This is a genomic window from Aliirhizobium smilacinae (assembly GCF_006335145.1).
In the GTDB taxonomy this organism is placed as follows: Bacteria; Pseudomonadota; Alphaproteobacteria; order Rhizobiales; family Rhizobiaceae; genus Neorhizobium; species Neorhizobium smilacinae.
Map to the genome: position 1 here is coordinate 936,617 of NZ_VDMN01000001.1, position 17,727 is coordinate 954,343.

Sequence of the window (17,727 nt, forward strand, 5' to 3'; positions counted from 1 at the left end):
TCCGCTTCGGTTGTGCTCTCATCGCCATGACGTAGCGATGACCAATTCGCGCCATAGTGGCAGGACGGATGAGTTGTCTCAATGCAAGGTTCAACGAAATGAATTGGTAGCTCATGGCACGATCCTGTAATTGCGCTTGAACAATCACAAAAGAATGCCGGAAACACACCATGGCCACAAAAACCGCCGCGCCGCCCGTCAGCAACCCGGGTGCCGTCAACGAAGACACGCCGCGCGGTTTCGCCTTCGGTCTGACGGCCTATCTGCTGTGGGGTTTTCTGCCTTTCTATCTGAAGGCGGTCGGCCATCTTCCGGCGATGGAAGTGCTGGCGCACCGGGCACTCTGGTCCGTGCCGGTGGCCGGGATCGTGCTGGTCATCCTCGGACGACTGAAGGATGTGAAGGCGGCACTGCAGAACCCGCGCATGCTCGGCATGGCCTGTGTCACCGCCGCGTTCATCACCGCCAACTGGGGCGTATATGTCTGGGCCGTCGCCGCGGGACATGCGCTCGATGCCGCTCTTGGCTATTTCATCAACCCGCTGTTCAGCATCTTTCTTGCCGCCGTCATCCTGAAGGAAAAGCTCTCGCCGCTGCAGATGGCGGCAATTGGGCTCGCTGTGGTGGCGGTCGCTATTCTGGCCTGGGGAGCCGGCGGGCTTCCCTGGGTATCGCTGGCGCTGACCTTTACCTGGGGCATTTATGCGCTCCTGCGCAAAACGCTGCCGATCGGGCCGAATCAGGGGTTCTTTCTGGAAGTGCTGCTGATCAGCATTCCGATGCTGCCCTATGTGATCTGGCTCGAAGCCACCGGACAGGGGCATTTTTTCGGTGGAACCCATTTCGACATGGGCATGCTGGCGCTTTCCGGCATCGTCACCGCCGGCCCGCTGATGATCTATGCCAACGGCGCAAAACTGCTAAAATTGTCGACCATCGGCATCATGCAGTATATCGCGCCGACGATGATTTTCCTGATCGCCATCTTCGTTTTCGGCGAGCCGCTGAGCACGACCAAGCTGATGAGTTTCGTCTTGATCTGGGCAGCGTTGGCGCTCTACACCATTGCCATGCTTCGCCAGTTGCGCGGCCGCTGATTGCTTATTGCTGATTTCAAGGACGAACTTTCATGCAGATGTCAGACATTCCCTTCGGCACGACCGACTGGTCGAGCGTCGAGCCGACCGAGCACAAGGGCGAAACGGGACATTCGACCTGGCGAACCCGCCATTTCGGCGGCATCCGGGTGCGGATGGTGGAGCATTCGCCGGGTTATCTTGCCGACCACTGGTGCGAGAAAGGCCATATCCTTCTGTGCCTCGAAGGCGAAATGACGACGGAACTGGATGATGGAAGAGTGTTCGTGCTGAAGCCCGGCATGAGCTATCAGGTTGCCGATAAGGCGGAGCCACATCGTTCCTCGACCACGACCGGCGCGAAGCTTTTCATCGTCGACTGAAGACCAATTTCGTCGTCATCCTCGGGCTTCTCCCGAGGATGACGACGAACACACCTGAAACACCTCACAGCTTCGAAATAACGCCCTCTTCCCCCTTGGACGATGCCGTGATCTCATCGCGCTCGAGGATCGCTGGGACGATATCGTCGACATCTGCAATGACCAGCGGCTGGACGAGATGGGCGCGGTGGATGAAGCCCTGATCGCGCATGTGATTGACCAGCGACAGCATCGGATCCCAGAAGCCGCCGATATTGGCAAACACCATCGGCTTTTCGTGGCGGCCGAGTTGGCCCCAGGTCATGATCTCGACGATCTCTTCCAGCGTGCCGATACCGCCCGGCAAAGTGACGAAGGCGTCGGAGCGTTCGAACATCTTATGCTTGCGCTCGTGCATGTCCTTTGTCACGATCAACTCGTTGAGCTGGCCGAGCGAATGGCGCGTCGCCTCCATGTCGACAAGAAATTCGGGGATGATGCCGGTCACCTGGCCGCCATTCGACAAGACGCCCGCAGCGACTGCGCCCATGATGCCCTTGGTGCCGCCGCCATAGACAAGCCGAAGGCCATGTGCGGCGATCGATTTTCCAAGCGCGCGGCCGGCGGCGAGATAGGCGGGATCACGGCCGGGCTGGGAACCGCAGTAGACGCAGATGGATCGTATTGGCACAGTTTTCTCCGTTCGGCATTTTCAGGCTGCGACAAAGCCGTCGCAAAACGCAAAATTGACGGGAAAATCCCGCAAGAGCAAGGCTTTATGATGTGAAAAGCTTGTTAAGAATGATGGAAACCGCTAATCGGTAAAGTAGCGGAAACACAGGCCCTATGAGGCAACAGACGATGAAGAACCGTGCCGGCTGGCTCGCCCTGATTGTACTTGCAATAGCTTCGCTGCTGATGATCTTCGTTGTCATGCCAAGGATCAATCACGACGGCAAGCCGGTAGCAGCTGCGATCAATGCTGCCGGCGACGCGGTGAAGGATGCCGTGACCGAGGGCAACAAGCCTCAGGAGACGGCAAAAGTCGAGCCGCAGGCGACGGTGCCTTCTTCTGCCAATCAGGCTGCACCCGCGCCGACAAGCCCGGCAGCACCGGCTCCTGCATCCGAGAATGCCGCAGCGGATACGCCGACATTCGATGTGCTTCGCGTCGAGCCTGACGGCTCCGCGGTCATTGCCGGCCATGCCGCACCCAATTCGGTACTCGAGATCACCAACGGCACTTCCGTCATCGCCAAGGTCGAGGTCGGCCCGAGCGGCGATTTTGCCGCCGTGCTCGACAAGCCGCTGCCGCCCGGAGATCACCAGATCGTGCTGAAAGCAACGAGCAAGGACGGCAAGGTCGTCACTTCGGAAGAGATCGCCACCGTTTCCGTACCTGCCGACAAAAACGGCAAGCTTCTCGCTATGGTGACGAAGCCCGGCAAGGCAAGCCGCCTGATCGCGGTTCCGGAAGAGGCCAACAAGGTCGCATCCGCCCAGGCCGGCAGCCTGCCTGCGGCCGCTGCAGCCGGCGCCGCAGCTCCTGCCACGACACCGGCTCCCCAGGGTTCCGGCAAGGTCGCATCCGCTCCTGCGGCGGGTACAACCGCTCCGATCGCAGCCGCTCCCGCCATGTCGAGCGAGCTGCAGATCACCGCGGTCGAAATCGAAGGCTCCAAGATTTTCATCGCCGGCATCAGCCGGTCGGGCCGGCAGGTTCGCGGCTCAGCCGACGGTTCGGTCGTCGGACAGGCCCAGGCAGGAGGCGACGGACATTTCGTCATCGACGGAAACGCCAACCTGACGGTCGGCGATCATCGCATCGCCGTCGAGGCGCTTGGCAGCAACGGCCAGGTTCTGGTGCGCGTCGAAGTGCCGTTCAACCGGCCCGCTGGTGATCAGGTCGCGGCCATCGCGTCGCCCTCGCCGGTGAGCCCGGTCACGGCTGTCGATGGCGGTGCCTTTGACAATCTGCGCGGACAGGTGGCAAAAGCCTTCTCGCTGCTCAAGGGTCTCTATGACGCGGGCAAGGTGCCTTCGCTCGAAAGCATGGCGGCAGCCCGCTCGGCAACTGGTATCGCGCTACAGTCGCTTGCCGAATACAGGCTGCCGGCGGGCGCCTCGATCAACGCCACCGAAGCTGTCGGCGTCACCGCCGGCCATGCCAATGCCGCCCGGCAGGTGCTCGACGCCCTGCCCCGCGACGTGGCAGCCGTTGGCGAAGCATTGGACAATCTGACGAAACTGATCACCGAAACCGTCGGGCCGGCTCTGGCACAACAGTTCGGCGGCGCGCCGCAGACGATGGCGTCTACCGGTGGAGCACGTACGATCGAGCAGGCACCGCTCACCCAGAGCGACCGCAACTCGGTCATCATCCGTCGCGGTGATACGCTGTGGCAGATCGCACGGCGCGCTTACGGTCAGGGCGTGCGTTACACGACGATCTATCTCGCCAACGAGGAACAGATCGCCAATCCGGACGTCATCCAGCCCGGCCAGATTTTTGGCGTTCCGGAAGAATTCCGCCCCGATTCAGAAGAGCTGCACCGCGAACGGCTGCAGCATCGCAAGGGTTGAGCAGGCTTGCAGAATTGAATTTACCAAGGCCGGCGGTCCCGACAGGATCGCCGGCCTTGGTGTTTCAGGATTGCGCTTCCCCGGTGAACGCGAGGATGACGGGAGGCCTTGCAAGAAAATCTATGGCGCGATCCCAGTGGCTTAGCCGTTCCGCCCACGCGTCATCATCCCCGCCTGTGCAATCAAGCCGATAATCGTGCCGTCATCGGATGGGAACCGGGTTCGCGAACCGGCCTCCTCATTCAGCGGGTCTCGGCTCGGTTTCCGGTGATGGTCGTGACTGCGATCCGATGGGAACTGACACGTCCCGCAGGATCGGACGAAGCGGCCGGGGCAGGCGGAAAGCCTGACATACCAAATCCCCAATACCACCGCCTGCCCCCTTCCCTTCCTTCACCGACCCGGTTTTCCCGGTGCGGTTATCGCCGTTTGCCCGTTGCAGCGCTGCGGAGCAATTGCGAGCGATGATCAGCTTCGCGCATGCCAGCCGCGGGACCCTCGCCCCATTGAGACTGCCGAATCGATTGACGCCAAGCCGATATTTTTCGCGAGGACAAAATGATTTCCAGCATCAGCTCCAGCCGGCTCTGGCCGCAACAGGTCGCGTTCAAGGCTTTCAACGATACTTCGGGCAATCCGGAAAACCCGACACCGGGTTCGTCCGCCGCCTCGCTTTCGCGGCTGTTCTATTCCGAAGCCGCCGATGAGGTTGACGACTACGGATATGAGAGCGAACTGTCGTCGCTGTTCGGATCGCTGTCGCAAACGACAGCCGGCAACAGCCCGGATCAGGACACGGATGTCGCGATCGACGACATTTCGTCGAATGCCTTCATGAAGGCGCTGCAGCAGAAAATCGACACGCTGAAGGCCAGCGCAGATACTTCCGGCATGGCCGAGACCATGCAGGCGGCACTTGCGGCCGGCCGGCTGACGGTTACCGACGTGGTTACCGGCGAGGAGATAATCGCCCGCGATATCGCAAATGCTGACACGACGTCCGGGGAGGTCACCTCCATCACGACGTCGGAATGGAGCAGCTTTCTCCGCGACACCCTGCTGCGCGACTCCTATGGACGCTATGTCCGCAACGACGATTCCAGCCATATCGACAAGGCAAGCGGCAAAAGCGCCTATTTCGGCATGATCGGCGAGACACATTATTATCTGAGCTGGACGAGTGCGGCGAACACCTAAGCGGGAAGCACTGCATGATGACGGCTGCTTTCCGCCCCAAGCGGTCATTCCTGAACCAAACGGTACTCGCCAGCAGGTAGCCATTTGCTGTCACATATCAGCGTTGCATAACAAGAAGTATGCATTTGCCTAATAAGAGATCATAAGTCGCTTATCTGATGCACATGAGAGTCCTTGATATGGATTGGGTCCCTATAGTCTTCGTTACGTTCAAGGCTCTCGCGTTAGGCATTGCCATGTTCTTCGCCATCAAGTGGCATTACGATCAGGGAGAGAAGGCGGACACGCGAGCCTTGCTCCGCACGGGCGGAAAGATGGCCGCAGTCTTCGCGCTGGCGCTACTCGGCGTGGTGCTCTTCGCCTTCGTGCTTAGCAGTACGCTCGGTTTGGACTTGAGCTTCCCATGACGGCATCGTCAATGTACCTAGTCCTGCGGGGACTCCCAGAGGCCGACGACACCCTTTGTGTCATTAGTCGGTCTCGAATGATATGGATTCCGGCTTCTCCGGTGGGCAAGTTTCTCCTGTGACCAGGAGGGTTTTCAGATCGCGCACATGCCGAAACTCAGCCGGAAGGGAAACAAGCAAGGCCGCACGAGCGACCTGAAGAGAACGCCTCCTAATAGCGCAAACGAGCCAGAAAGTCGCCGTCTCAAAAGAACGATAGTCTGCCGAACCGGAACCGCCATTTGAGCCACAACTGACCATTTCCTAAGGAAACACCCCACTCCGCATTGCATCCAAAGCCTTTGCCGCCTATCTGCCGGGTGGCGCCTCTTTCGCGCGTCGCCGGAGCCCTGCATGCCAGATAAAAAGAAGATCGTTTCCGCGGATGATGGCAATCCGTTCGGAACCCTTGTCAACCTGTGGCCCTATATGTGGCCGACGGGCCGGGCCGACCTGAAGGCGCGGGTGCTCTGGGCAACGTTTTTCCTGATCCTTGCCAAGCTGGTGCTTCTCTCGGTTCCCTATTTCTTCAAATGGGCGACCGATGCACTGAACGGCAAGCTGGATATGGCCGGCATCCTGCCCGCCTTCCTGCTCGGCGCCGTCGTCCTCGTCATCGCCTATAATTTCACCCGCATCCTGCAGGTGGGCTTAAACCAGTTACGGGATGCACTGTTTGCCTCTGTCGGCCAGCATGCGGTGCGCCAGCTTGCCCACAAGACTTTCGTGCACATGCACCAGCTTTCGCTGCGCTTCCACCTGGAGCGCAAGACGGGCGGCCTGTCGCGGATCATCGAGCGCGGCACCAAGGGCATCGAGACGATCGTCCGCTTCACCATATTGAACTCGGTGCCGACGCTGATCGAGTTCATCCTGACAGCGATCATCTTCTGGGCGGCCTATGGCTTTGCCTATCTCGCTGTCACTGCCGTCACCGTCGCAGCCTATATCTGGTTCACCATCAAGGCGAGCGACTGGCGCATCTCGATCCGCCGGACGATGAACGACAGCGACACCGACGCCAATACAAAGGCGATCGACTCGCTGCTGAATTTCGAGACGGTCAAATATTTCGGCAACGAGGAGATGGAGGCGAAACGCTTCGACGGCTCGATGGCGCGTTATGAAAAGGCCGCAACCCAGGTCTGGACCTCGCTCGGCTGGCTCAACTTCGGCCAGGGCGTCATTTTCGGCCTCGGCCAGGCGGTCATCATGATCATGTCGGCGATGGCCGTCCAGCGCGGCGAACAGACGATCGGCGACTTCGTTTTCGTCAACGCGCTTCTGATGCAGCTTTCCGTGCCGCTCAATTTCATCGGCTTCGTCTATCGCGAAATCCGCCAGGGTCTGACCGATATCGAGCAGATGTTCGAGCTTCTCGAAGTCGAGGCGGAAGTCGTCGACAAAGCGGATGCGAAACCACTCGCGCTCAATGCGCTCAGCCCGCAAAAGGGCGCCATCGCCTTCAAGGATGTCCGCTTCTCCTACGATCCGCAGCGACCAATCCTCAAAGGCATTTCCTTCGAGGTGCCTGCTGGCAAGACGGTGGCAATCGTCGGTCCGTCAGGTGCTGGCAAATCGACGATTTCCCGGCTGCTCTACCGCTTCTACGATATCCAGGATGGTTCGATCACCATCGACGGCCAGGATGTGCGCGACGTGACGCAGACATCGCTCAGGGCGGCGATCGGCATGGTTCCGCAGGATACTGTGCTGTTCAATGATACCGTCGCCTACAATATCCGCTATGGCCGACCGGGTGCCACTGAGACGGAACTGCAGGCTGCCGCCGAAATCGCCCAGATCGACACATTCATCAAGCAACTGCCGGACGGCTACGAAACCAAGGTCGGGGAACGGGGCCTGAAACTTTCGGGCGGCGAAAAGCAGCGCGTGGCGATCGCGCGCACGGTGCTGAAGGCACCGCCGATCCTGATCCTCGACGAAGCGACGTCGGCGCTCGACACGACGACGGAACACGAGATCCAGTCGGCACTCGACAAGGTTTCCGAAAACCGCACGACGCTGGTCATCGCCCACCGGCTTTCGACCGTGATCGGCGCCGACGAGATCATCGTGCTGCGTGCGGGCGAGATTGCCGAACGCGGCACCCATTCCGGGCTGCTTGCTGAAAATGGCCTCTACGCCTCGATGTGGAACCGCCAGCGGGAAGCAACACAGGCGGAAGAACATCTGCGCCAAGTGCGCGAGAGCGATGATCTCGGCGTGGTGACACGCGGCGCGCCTGCTGCGGAATAACGAGTCGAAATAAAGGGATCGGGAGACAGGATGAGACGCCGGATGAATTATTCAGTCAGACGAATGCTGATCGCAGGAACCTTCGTCGTGGCTTACCTGCTGGTGCTCATCTTCTGGGGCTCGCCGCTTCTGGCGCTGACGACATGGCTCGGGCTCGTCGATCCGGCAAAAATCTGAAATCCCAGCGCCCCAAGCGGCACACGCCGGGCGACCGGCCCGCCGCTGTGGAGAATATCTGTCGGGTTCTTTCTTACCAGCCAATACATGACGCGCCTGCTTTCGGCGTGGTTCGCACGTGAGCCACATCCTGCGGTCGCGCGATATCCAGCCCGTCCGGACGGTTAAGTATCGACGCGGGATCGTCACGATGCGCAGAGCGCGTCTTTTTGCGCATATCGGCGCCGTAAATCTGCGAAGCGGCAAGAAGCAGCTCCGTAAATTCCGGCGTCGAAATCCCATCTGCCCGGCGAAGCTGGGCAATCAGGGGATCGGATAATACGTCTTCGATGGTGAGTTCACGTTGCATGGTTTTGCTCCTCTTCAAAACCTATACACAGGCAGCACTACAGCTACGTTGCAAAACTACGGCCAAAACACGGCATTTTCTATGTGGCAAATCGCCGTGAACCAGGGTTGGCGGGACGATCAGCGGCAACATTACCCCCTCGCCCGGCTGGCATCCGCCAGCAATCACTGATCGCTGTGACCGGCTTCGGACGTAGAGACTTACAGACGACCCGGAGAGACGACGGAACGGAAAATATCAGAGGCAGTTCTTGCAGGGGGCAAAGCGAAATCAGCCCATCCTTTTCTGCCAATGGGCTCACCAAGGACGGACGAGCACTAGACGACATCTATCGGCGCGACGAACCGTAACGGTTACGTTCGCGATAACGCCGCTGGCTCCACGCCGTGTAGGCAACCGCTGCCACCACGATCGCGATATCCACCATTGCTATCAGGCACCATGTAACGCTCATGTCTAAACTCTTCCGTGTTCCAACCGTAGCGAATTTACCAGAAGTGCTTCCAGTGATGATTTGAGCACATCCGTAACATTCGACCTTGATGTAAGTCAGCCGCCTCCTGACCTAGTTTTGTGACAACCACGTGAAAATCGAAGCAAGAACCGTGCCGAATTGCTGCATTGCAACAAAAATCGGACTTCCTGTCGGATATTCCAACGCATCAATCCCGTGATAGTTGCAATCCTCTGCCAGATCGTAAAGCCGCACGGAACCGCATTGCCGCCAATACCGTTTTTCGATAGTTAGTGCCGGAAACACAGGACCTTACGCCCTTCAGGGAGAAACAGTTGATCAACCTCTTCGACACCATCCGCAACACGCTCGTGCCGATCCACAAGGAAGGTTACATCTTCGTTGCGATCTTTTTCGTCGTGTCCCTGATCCTGGGTTACTTCGCCGAACCCCTGTTCTGGATCGGCCTGGTGCTGACCCTCTGGTGTGCCTATTTTTTCCGCGATCCCGAGCGCGTCGTGCCGCAGGATGACGATCTCATCCTCAGCCCGGCCGATGGGCGCGTGAGCCACGTCGCCATGGTCGTTCCACCGGCGGAACTGGGCCTCGGCCTGGAGCCGATGCTGCGTATCTCGGTTTTCATGAACGTCTTCAACTGCCACGTGAACCGCGCACCGGTCCGTGGTGAAGTGACGACGATCGAGTATCGCGCCGGACAGTTCGTCAATGCCGAGCTGGACAAGGCGAGTTCCGACAACGAACGCAACGGCCTCGTCATCGAAAGCCGTCACGGCAAGGTGGGCGTCGTCCAGATCGCCGGCCTCGTTGCACGCCGCATCGTCTGCTGGGTCAAGCCCGGCGAGCCACTGAATGCCGGCGAACGCTTCGGCCTGATCCGTTTCGGCTCGCGCCTCGACGTGTTCGTGCCGGCCGGTGGTGCCGCGCGTGTGTCGATCGGCCAGCTGGCAATCGCCGGCGAAACCGTGCTTGCTGAATTCGGCTCGACCAAAGGCGCTTCGCTCGGTCGTCGCAGCTGATACATACATAAAGGAGGAAACGGATGATGGATTTGCCCCCAGTAGAGCCAAACCGCTCGACCGACGAGGCCCGCGGTCCTCGCCTGAGGGAGATCCCCATCCGGCTGATGGTACCGAACCTGATCACGGTGCTCGCCATCTGTGCCGGCCTGACGGGTATAAGGCTCGCCTTCGAGGGTCGTTACGAGCTGGCGGTCGCCATGGTGCTGCTTGCTGCTTTTCTCGACGGTATTGACGGGCGGATCGCTCGTCTTCTGAAAGCGACATCGAAATTCGGCGTGCAGATGGATTCGCTCGCCGACATCATCAATTTCGGCGTTGCCCCGGCTTTGGTCTCCTATGCCTTCCTGCTCGACGGCGCCCGTTCGCTCGGTTGGATCGCAGCCCTGCTCTATGCGATCGCTGCAGGCCTGAGGCTGGCACGTTTCAACGTCATGGAAGACCGTGGCATCAAGGCGCCGTGGCAGTCGGAATTTTTCGTCGGCGTACCAGCGCCGATGGGCGCCGTGCTGATGCTGCTGCCGGTCTATCTCGGTTTCCTCGGCATCGAACGCACACCCTGGTTCATCTATGGCAGTGTCGTCTATACGGTTGCGATCGGTTATCTGCTGGTCAGCCGCCTGCCGGTCTGGTCCGGAAAATCGAGCAAGATCCGCCGGGATCTGATGTTTCCGGCCCTGCTTCTGGTGGTTCTCTATGTGGCGCTTCTGATGAGCTACACATGGGAAGTGCTGTCGATCACAGTCGTCGCCTATCTTTGTGTCCTGCCGTTCAGCGCCAGAGCATGGAAGCGCCGCTACGGCACGATCACGATCGAAGACGAAGGGACGCACGTATAACGTGCGTCCAATTATGGAAAACCTACCGCAATGCACTGATATTGCTGCATTGCGGTATACGCCTGCGGCAAGTTGCCACGCGTAGACCTACCTCATCGAAAAGAGACGGATAAGCCTTTATTCCGCCCGTATTGCCGGTGAATTCCGGCGCCCCGCAACACCAGAGAATCATGCGGGTGAAATGATGAGGATAAAGACGTGAGCAATACGCAAAAGACCGACAAGCCGGAAGCAAAGCCGGACTTTACCGACCATTTCCGCCCGCTGGGCATCAAGGCCGTGGCCGCTGCCGCCATGATGCTCAAGCGGAAGCCGAAACTGACGCCTGTCCGGTAAACGGCTCAGAACTCACTTTAGCGCACTCCACAAAAGACCGAGCGCCAATGCGCTCATGACGAGGCCGATCAGGCCGTCCAGTACCCGCCATGCGGCGGGTCGGGCGAAGACCGGCGCCAGAAGACGGGCACCATAACCGAGCCCAAAAAACCAGACGAACGAGGCGGTCGCTGCACCTGCCCCGTAGGCAAGCCGTTCTGCTCCTTCAAAACCCGCCGAAAGGCTGCCGAGGAGAAGGACGGTGTCGAGATAGACATGCGGATTGAGGAACGTAAAGGCAAGGCAGGTCAGCACCGCCGCCTTCAACGATAGCCCTTCCGGCGCACCGGCCACCATGGCCGCAGGCTTTGCTGCCCGTCTGAAGGCAAGCATCGCGTAACTTCCCAGAAAAACAGCACCGCTGAGCGTCACGATCAGGATCAGCGTCTTCGACTGTGAAACCAGCGCACCCATGCCGCCGACACCGGCTGCGATCAGCAAGGCATCAGACAATGCGCAGATGAAGCAGAGCAGAAATACATGCCGACGCAAAAGGCCCTGACGCAGGATGAAAGCGTTTTGGGCGCCGATCGCGATGATCAGCGACCCGCCGAGGGCAAAACCGGACAGGCCGGCAGACAGAATGTTCATGAAAAGAATTCCGGTGGGGAGATGAATTAGAAGAGCGACATCTGGGACGTGTCTTTGCCGAGTTTCGGCGGTTTGTCATCGAGCGCCGCGACCGCCACCGGCTTCTGGACTTCCGGCCCCATGTTGGAGACCTTGTTGACCAGGTCGGAAACCGGGATCGCTTCGAAGAAGTCGTCCTCGGCCGGGTTCAGAAGATCGGCGACCTGACGCGGCTCCTGCGTTTTGCATTCCAGCCAGCGCTCGAAATCCTCCGGCCTGATGACGACCGGCATGCGATCATGGATGCCGCGAATGGCGCGATTGGCTTTGGTCGTCATGATTGCCGCAGTATCGACTTCCGATCCATCGGCCGACGCCCATGTCTCCATCAGGCCGGCAAAGGCGATGACGCCGCCGTTCTTCGGCCTGATCCAATAGGCCTGCGATTTCACACCGCCTTCCTTCGGCGGGCGCTTCCATTCGTAAAAACCGGAGGCCGGAATGAGGATGCGGCGGTGGCGCATGGCGGCACGAAAGGACGCCTTGTCGATCGCGGTTTCGGACCGGGCGTTGATCAGCAATGGAAACTCGCGCATGTCCTTGACCCATCCGGGGATAAGCCCCCAGCGGGCGAGCAATGACTTGCGTTCCGGCAGGTTGCTGCCCGGCTGGCGGTCGGCCTTTGTCACCACGAGAATAGGCTGCGTCGGCGCGATATTGAACCGCGGCGGAAAATCATCCTCGAAATCGGCGACACCAACAGTGCCGAGAACCTCGTCCGGCTTGTGGGTCAGGGCATAACGTCCACACATCGGTTTTAGATGGCACCGGGCTTGATAGCGGTCAAGCAGTCGGGAGGTCGGAAATGACCTATGCGCTGCGAGGGCCGAACAGGATGATCGCCCCACCGGCAAGGCAGATGACGGCGCCCGTCACATCCCAGCGATCAGGTGCGCGACCTTCGACACCCCAGAGCCAGAGAACCGAGGCGACGATATAGATCGCGCCATAGGCGGCATAAGCACGCCCCGCCGATTCCGCCGGCACAAGCGCAAGCGCCCAGGCGAAGGCGGCCAGAGAAACCATGCCTGGCGCCAGCCAGAGAGGTGACCTGTCGAGTTTCAGCCAGGCCCAAAAGGCAAAACAACCGGCGATTTCGGCAACAGCGGCGAATGCGTAGAGGAGATAGGTCTTTATCATAGCGCTATTCAAAATCTTCCCGTTTTACATCCTGCACCATGTGCATCACCCGAAGGATCACGATGCGATCGGCATAGTATCGGTAGTAGATGCAGAGCCGGCGATAAGGAAGCGCCCGCAGACCGGGCGAAATATGATCTCGTGGCGAACCGGTGAAATCGGCTTGTGCTATCCAGCTGATCTTCGCAGTCAGATCCCGAAGGAACTCCCTGGCATAAAAAGGGCTGGTTTCTGAGATGAAACGACGAATGCCGCGGAGATCGGTACGCGCGAGAGGCGAAACAATCAGCCGCTTTGACTGTTTACCGCTCTTCGTCATCGTTCATGACATCCGACAGGATAGCTTCGGCACTTCCATACTCCATCCCCAGACCAGCCTCTATCTCGGTATCTGCCGCGGATATGGCCTGGCGGAGGGATTGCATTCGCATTTCATAGTCGGCGAGCATACGAATGCCAGCACGCACAACCTCGGTTTCCGTGCCGAATCGGCCATTTCTAACCAGATCGGCAAGAATGCCGTCATAGGCATCACCAAGAGAAAAGGTTTTCGCGCGAGCCATGTCGTACTCCTTGGAGTGGGAAGAATACTGCATTTTACAATACTTTTGCAATATCGCCCCAATCGGCTACGATCTCACCGACGTGCCACGTAATGCCTTAGAATGATGGACCTCACCGCGATGCACTCCTCTCCACAAGCCGCCTCTTCCGCCATTCTCGAACGGGATGGCCGGTTTCTTCTGATCCGGCGGAAGAACCCGCCGTCGGCTGATCTTTTTGCTTTTCCGGGCGGGCGGGCAGAACCGGGTGAAACGCCGGCGGACACGGCGCTGCGCGAGTTTTTCGAGGAAACCGGCATTGTCGCGCGCAACCCTGTGCTGTTTGCCACCTACGACCTGAACGGCGACAAGGACGACACCCGGCATTTCTTTCTGTCGGTCTTCCGCATCGAGGCCGATGCCGACATCGAGGCGATCGCCGCAGACGATGCGACCGATCCGGGCTGGTTCACGGTCGAGGAAATCCGCAACCTGCCCTGCCCGCCGAGCGTGCTTGAATGTGCCGAAAGGCTGGCGGTGATCGGCACCGGCCGGTAATGTCGGAAAGCTGATAGGCGGATGCCGAATCATTTGCGTCCGAATTAAAACCTTCGACCCGAAGACCGAACCAAGGAATTCCGTTTGAGATCCGCCGCCTGCCTCACCCTGCCGCTTCTCCTCGCGATGGCCTTGCCGCTTGCCGCGCAGACCGTGAAGAAAACGGCGCCGGAGACCAAGGCTCCCTTGGAGCAGGCCGCACCGGCTGAAGCTGCCAAGCCTGCGCCTTATGACGGCCCGCTTCTGCGGCTCGCGGAAGTGCTGGGCTCGATCAGTTACTTGCGGGAATTGTGCGGCGCTCCGCAGGAAGACTGGCGCCGGACGATGCGCCAGTTGCTCGATTCGGATGCGGCAAACGAGCCGGCGCGGCGTGAACGGTTGACGGCCGCCTATAATCGCGGTTACCGCTCCTTTGCTGCCGTACACAGCTCCTGCACGCTTGCCGCCCGCAACGCAGAGGAGCGATACCGTAACGAAGGCGCAACACTTGCGACGGAAATAGCCTCCCGCTTCGGAAATTAGCGGATTATTTACCTCTTTCGTCAGGAGAGCGTGTCGTTTTGATAAAAGGCTGATAAAGTTCTTAACGGCGCAGTAAGCAAATCGGCCTCAATAGCCGGCACCGAGGAAAGTTCAGTATGCAGTCAGGCCTCAACGAAATCGATGACATGATCGTCCACGAGAAGATGCAGGTCGCGCTCGAATATCAGAACGACGCCTGGGCAGACGGACGTGCAGACGGTATCGAGCCGGAAATCATCGCCGACGCAGCAATCGCGTTTGCTATGCGCGAGACTATCCGTCAGCGCGGTGAAGAGGGTGCGGAAGCGCTGCTCGAATCATTGCGTGAACGCATGCTGGCCGGTGAGTTTTCTCCCGAACGCAACATCCAGTAATATCCGAGCTTCCCATGCGGAACGCCAGTTTCAAACCCGTCACGATCTGGCTGCTGGCATCAGCGGCTTTATTTTCTATTGCTCCGAACGCGTTTGCGCTCTCGGACGGTAAAATGACGCCCGTGGCCGAGGATACGCTGTCTCAGGAACCGCCTCTCAGACAGGCTTTCGAAGGCGCAACCCAGACAAAGCCCGGCTTGTCTTCGCAAAGTGATACGGTGAAGGACGGTGCCGAGAATACGGCACCAGCGGCCGGTGGCAAAAATGCTCCCAAGACGGATGGCACGGATGCCAATCCAGGAGGAAACGGCACGGTGGCCGCTGCTGCAGATCAAATGTCTGCAGAAATCATCCGCGATCTTTCGGCCCTGCCCGCTCCGGTGAAGGCGATGCGCGAAAAGCTCGTCGAAGCCGCCGCGTCCGGTGATATCGAACGGCTGCGGCCGTTGATCGAAGGCACACCGAAGCCGCCGCAGATCATGAACAACGAGAGCGACGATCCGATCGATACGCTGAAGAATTTTTCTGGCGATCCGGACGGTCAGGAAATCCTCGCGATCATGCTCGACATCATGGCGACGGGTGCCGCGCGTATCGATGCCGGCACGCCGGATGAAACCTATGTCTGGCCCTATTTCACCGGAAAGCCGCTCGCGTCTCTGACCCCGCCTGAACGTGTGGAGCTGCTGCGCATCGTCACTGCCGGTGACCTGATGGGCATGGAAGAAACCGGCAACTACAATTTCTACCGCCTCGGCATCTCGCCTGACGGACAGTGGAAATTCATGGCCGGCGGCGACTGAGACTTTCATCGTTCCGCCACAGACGACCAAACACCCCGAAATACCCCGTTCGCGTGGATTTTTGTCACCCGTTTCGCGGCGAATAGACGTCTGAACGCAACACTGGGCGCATATTCCCCTCCCGCCCGGAGACATTTGGACTTTCCGGGAGCGATCATTTTCGAATATGGAGGATGCGGCTCATGTTTGATGCCTTCATTTCCGGCGATCCGTCGCCGCACCACATTCCAGAGATGCCGTAATGCTTTCCCGCTTCTTCGCCTATTACCGCCCCTATCGCGGTCTGTTCCTTCTCGACTTCGGCTGCGCGGTACTGTCCGGGCTGCTGGAACTCGGCTTCCCTATGGCGGTCAAGCTGTTCGTCGACCGGCTGCTGGTGACGCAGGAATGGTTTCTGATCGTGATCGCGTCGATCGCGCTGCTGATCTGCTACGCGCTGAATACCGGGCTGATGGTGGTCGTCACCTATTGGGGCCACATGCTGGGCATCAATATCGAGACCGACATGCGCCGGGAAGCCTTCAATCATATGCAGAAGCTTTCCTTCCGCTATTACGACAACCACAAGACCGGGCATCTCGTCGGGCGCCTGACCAAAGATCTCGAGGAGATCGGCGAAGTCGCTCATCACGGGCCGGAAGACCTGTTCATCGCCATCATGACCTTTATCGGCGCGTTGGCGCTGATGATTTCGGTCAACTGGAAACTGGCCATCATCACCGCGCTGGTCGTGCCGCTGACGGCATGGGTGACGAGCCGCTACGGTGCGCGGATGAGCGCCAATTTTCGCCGGCTGTTCGACCGGGTGGGCGATTTCAACGCACGCATCGAGGAAAATGTCGGCGGCATGCGGGTGGTACAGGCTTTTGCCAACGAGCCGCATGAACGTAGCCTCTTCGAAAAAGACAACCAGAACTATCGCCGGGTGAAGCTCGAAGCCTACAAGATCATGGCCGCCAGCACGTCGCTGAGCTATATGAGCATGCGCCTGACGCAGATGATCGTGATGGTCGCCGGTGCCTGGTTCGTGCTGCAGGGAGAGCTGACCGCCGGTGGCTTTATCGGCTTCCTGCTGCTGGTCGCCGTGTTTTTCCGCCCTGTCGAGAAGATCAACTCCGTCATCGAGACCTATCCGAAGGGCATTGCCGGTTTCCGCCGCTTTACCGAGCTTGTCGATACCGAACCGGATATCGCCGATGCGCCGGATGCAGTCTCGGTCAACGTGCTCACAGGCGCGATCGACTACAACAACATCTCCTTCGGCTACACCAAGGACAAGCCTATCCTGACGGATGTCAGCCTGTCGATCCGGCCCGGCGAGACGGTCGCCTTTGTCGGCCCGTCCGGTGCCGGCAAGACGACGATGTGTTCGCTGCTTCCCCGCTTCTACGACGTCACCGGCGGCAGCATCACGATTGACGGCATCGACATTCGCAAGATGACCAAAACGTCGCTGCGCCAGCAGATCGGCATCGTGCAGCAGGACGTATTCCTGTTCGGCGGCACGATGCGGGAAAACATCGCCTATGGCCGCCTCGGTGCCAGCGATGCCGACATCATGCAGGCGGCCCGCCGGGCGCGGCTGGAAGAGATGATCGCCGATCTGCCCGACGGGCTGGACACGGTGGTCGGCGAACGCGGCGTCAAACTTTCGGGCGGCCAGAAACAGCGCGTCGCGATCGCCCGGATGTTCCTGAAGAACCCGCCGATCCTCATTCTTGACGAGGCGACCTCGGCGCTCGACACGGAAACCGAACGGGCGATCCAGCGGTCGCTTTCGGAGCTCGCCGTCGGGCGCACGACGCTGATCATCGCGCACCGGCTAGCCACCATCCAGGGTGCCGACCGGATCGTGGTGATCGACGGCAACGGCATTGCGGAACAGGGCACGCATCAGGAGCTGATTGCCCGCCGTGGCGCCTATAACCGCCTGCATGCCGCCCAGATGGGGGCCTGATTTTCGGAATGGGTGGACGGGCATCCGATTCGCGGCAGTTGAAGGCT

Annotated in this window: 23 protein-coding genes; 15 read left to right on the forward strand and 8 right to left on the reverse strand. The window is 59.5% G+C overall.

Annotated features, from left to right (window positions below; genetic code table 11):
- The first annotated feature begins 170 nt into the window (after nt 1–170).
- Together rarD and FHP24_RS04575 are read left to right on the forward strand one after the other, a co-directional pair.
- A complete protein-coding gene (rarD, locus tag FHP24_RS04570) occupies nt 171–1,097 on the forward strand; it encodes an EamA family transporter RarD (RefSeq protein WP_139673486.1) in 927 nt (308 codons plus the stop codon).
- 32 nt (nt 1,098–1,129) lie between these two features.
- Nucleotides 1,130–1,459, forward strand: coding sequence for a DHCW motif cupin fold protein (locus tag FHP24_RS04575; protein ID WP_139673489.1), 330 nt, complete (start codon nt 1,130–1,132; stop codon nt 1,457–1,459).
- Between the two features lie 64 nt (nt 1,460–1,523).
- On the opposite strand, the gene FHP24_RS04580 is transcribed toward FHP24_RS04575, so the two are convergent.
- Complete coding sequence (locus FHP24_RS04580) at nt 1,524–2,129, reverse strand: LOG family protein (RefSeq protein WP_139673492.1); 606 nt, start codon at nt 2,127–2,129, stop codon at nt 1,524–1,526.
- 170 nt (nt 2,130–2,299) lie between these two features.
- On the opposite strand from FHP24_RS04580, the gene FHP24_RS04585 reads away from it, so the two are divergent.
- From FHP24_RS04585 to FHP24_RS29185, 5 genes are all read left to right on the forward strand, one after another.
- The gene (locus tag FHP24_RS04585; protein WP_139673495.1) at nt 2,300–4,021 is read left to right on the forward strand and encodes a LysM peptidoglycan-binding domain-containing protein; all 1,722 of its coding nucleotides are present in this window, start codon (nt 2,300–2,302) and stop codon (nt 4,019–4,021) included.
- A 558-nt stretch (nt 4,022–4,579) separates the two neighbouring features.
- On the forward strand, nt 4,580–5,218 hold the full coding sequence (locus FHP24_RS04590) for a hypothetical protein (protein WP_139673498.1): 639 nt from the start codon (nt 4,580–4,582) through the stop codon (nt 5,216–5,218).
- A 179-nt stretch (nt 5,219–5,397) separates the two neighbouring features.
- A complete protein-coding gene (locus FHP24_RS04595; protein ID WP_139673501.1) occupies nt 5,398–5,625 on the forward strand; it encodes a hypothetical protein in 228 nt (75 codons plus the stop codon).
- A 393-nt stretch (nt 5,626–6,018) separates the two neighbouring features.
- Nucleotides 6,019–7,923 carry an ABCB family ABC transporter ATP-binding protein/permease gene (locus tag FHP24_RS04600; protein WP_139673504.1) on the forward strand — a complete coding sequence of 635 codons (1,905 nt, stop codon included), beginning with the start codon at nt 6,019–6,021 and terminating at the stop codon, nt 7,921–7,923.
- Nucleotides 7,924–7,965: 42 nt separating this feature from the next.
- Nucleotides 7,966–8,100: a hypothetical protein gene (locus tag FHP24_RS29185; RefSeq protein ID WP_281287389.1), complete on the forward strand. Its 135-nt coding sequence runs from the start codon at nt 7,966–7,968 to the stop codon at nt 8,098–8,100.
- Between the two features lie 73 nt (nt 8,101–8,173).
- On the opposite strand, the gene FHP24_RS04605 is transcribed toward FHP24_RS29185, so the two are convergent.
- Both FHP24_RS04605 and FHP24_RS29190 read right to left on the reverse strand, forming a co-directional pair.
- Complete coding sequence (locus FHP24_RS04605) at nt 8,174–8,449, reverse strand: hypothetical protein (RefSeq protein ID WP_139673505.1); 276 nt, start codon at nt 8,447–8,449, stop codon at nt 8,174–8,176.
- A gap of 328 nt (nt 8,450–8,777) precedes the next feature.
- Nucleotides 8,778–8,903, reverse strand: a complete 126-nt coding sequence (locus FHP24_RS29190; RefSeq protein ID WP_281287390.1) for a hypothetical protein — start codon at nt 8,901–8,903, stop codon at nt 8,778–8,780.
- 338 nt (nt 8,904–9,241) lie between these two features.
- Between FHP24_RS29190 and FHP24_RS04610 the strand changes: the two genes are divergently transcribed.
- The 3 genes from FHP24_RS04610 (at nt 9,242) to FHP24_RS28635 (ending at nt 11,115) form a co-directional block, all read left to right on the forward strand.
- A complete protein-coding gene (locus tag FHP24_RS04610) occupies nt 9,242–9,940 on the forward strand; it encodes a phosphatidylserine decarboxylase (protein ID WP_139676123.1) in 699 nt (232 codons plus the stop codon).
- A gap of 26 nt (nt 9,941–9,966) precedes the next feature.
- Complete coding sequence (locus FHP24_RS04615) at nt 9,967–10,779, forward strand: CDP-alcohol phosphatidyltransferase family protein (protein ID WP_139676124.1); 813 nt, start codon at nt 9,967–9,969, stop codon at nt 10,777–10,779.
- A 198-nt stretch (nt 10,780–10,977) separates the two neighbouring features.
- Entirely contained in the window at nt 10,978–11,115 is a 138-nt protein-coding gene (locus FHP24_RS28635; protein ID WP_180355888.1) for a hypothetical protein, read from the forward strand.
- Nucleotides 11,116–11,127: 12 nt separating this feature from the next.
- Here FHP24_RS28635 and FHP24_RS04620 read toward each other — a convergent pair whose 3' ends face one another.
- Genes FHP24_RS04620 through FHP24_RS04640 form a run of 5 tightly spaced genes read right to left on the reverse strand, consistent with a single transcriptional unit; the run spans nt 11,128 to nt 13,487 of the window.
- Nucleotides 11,128–11,739 (reverse strand): LysE/ArgO family amino acid transporter, encoded by a 612-nt coding sequence (locus tag FHP24_RS04620; protein ID WP_180355958.1) that lies wholly within the window; start codon nt 11,737–11,739, stop codon nt 11,128–11,130.
- A 32-nt stretch (nt 11,740–11,771) separates the two neighbouring features.
- Nucleotides 11,772–12,536, reverse strand: coding sequence for an SOS response-associated peptidase (locus tag FHP24_RS04625; protein ID WP_139673507.1), 765 nt, complete (start codon nt 12,534–12,536; stop codon nt 11,772–11,774).
- A gap of 58 nt (nt 12,537–12,594) precedes the next feature.
- The gene (locus FHP24_RS04630; protein ID WP_139673508.1) at nt 12,595–12,924 is read right to left on the reverse strand and encodes a YnfA family protein; all 330 of its coding nucleotides are present in this window, start codon (nt 12,922–12,924) and stop codon (nt 12,595–12,597) included.
- A gap of 4 nt (nt 12,925–12,928) precedes the next feature.
- On the reverse strand, nt 12,929–13,243 hold the full coding sequence (locus FHP24_RS04635) for a type II toxin-antitoxin system RelE/ParE family toxin (protein WP_139673509.1): 315 nt from the start codon (nt 13,241–13,243) through the stop codon (nt 12,929–12,931).
- Nucleotides 13,227–13,487: a type II toxin-antitoxin system ParD family antitoxin gene (locus tag FHP24_RS04640; protein WP_139673510.1), complete on the reverse strand. Its 261-nt coding sequence runs from the start codon at nt 13,485–13,487 to the stop codon at nt 13,227–13,229. The genes FHP24_RS04635 and FHP24_RS04640 overlap by 17 nt, the downstream gene beginning before the upstream one ends.
- Before the next feature lie 120 nt (nt 13,488–13,607).
- Here FHP24_RS04640 and FHP24_RS04645 point away from each other — a divergent pair, with 120 nt between their 5' ends.
- The 5 genes from FHP24_RS04645 to FHP24_RS04665 all read left to right on the forward strand — a co-directional run bounded on the left by FHP24_RS04645 (nt 13,608) and on the right by FHP24_RS04665 (nt 17,680).
- Nucleotides 13,608–14,024, forward strand: coding sequence for an NUDIX hydrolase (locus FHP24_RS04645; RefSeq protein WP_139676125.1), 417 nt, complete (start codon nt 13,608–13,610; stop codon nt 14,022–14,024).
- 126 nt (nt 14,025–14,150) lie between these two features.
- Complete coding sequence (locus tag FHP24_RS04650) at nt 14,151–14,546, forward strand: TIGR02301 family protein (protein WP_139676126.1); 396 nt, start codon at nt 14,151–14,153, stop codon at nt 14,544–14,546.
- 116 nt (nt 14,547–14,662) lie between these two features.
- A complete protein-coding gene (locus FHP24_RS04655) occupies nt 14,663–14,920 on the forward strand; it encodes a hypothetical protein (RefSeq protein ID WP_139673512.1) in 258 nt (85 codons plus the stop codon).
- Between the two features lie 14 nt (nt 14,921–14,934).
- Nucleotides 14,935–15,723, forward strand: coding sequence for a hypothetical protein (locus FHP24_RS04660; protein WP_139673514.1), 789 nt, complete (start codon nt 14,935–14,937; stop codon nt 15,721–15,723).
- Between the two features lie 241 nt (nt 15,724–15,964).
- Nucleotides 15,965–17,680 (forward strand): ABC transporter ATP-binding protein, encoded by a 1,716-nt coding sequence (locus tag FHP24_RS04665; RefSeq protein WP_139673516.1) that lies wholly within the window; start codon nt 15,965–15,967, stop codon nt 17,678–17,680.
- The last annotated feature ends 47 nt before the right edge of the window (nt 17,681–17,727 follow it).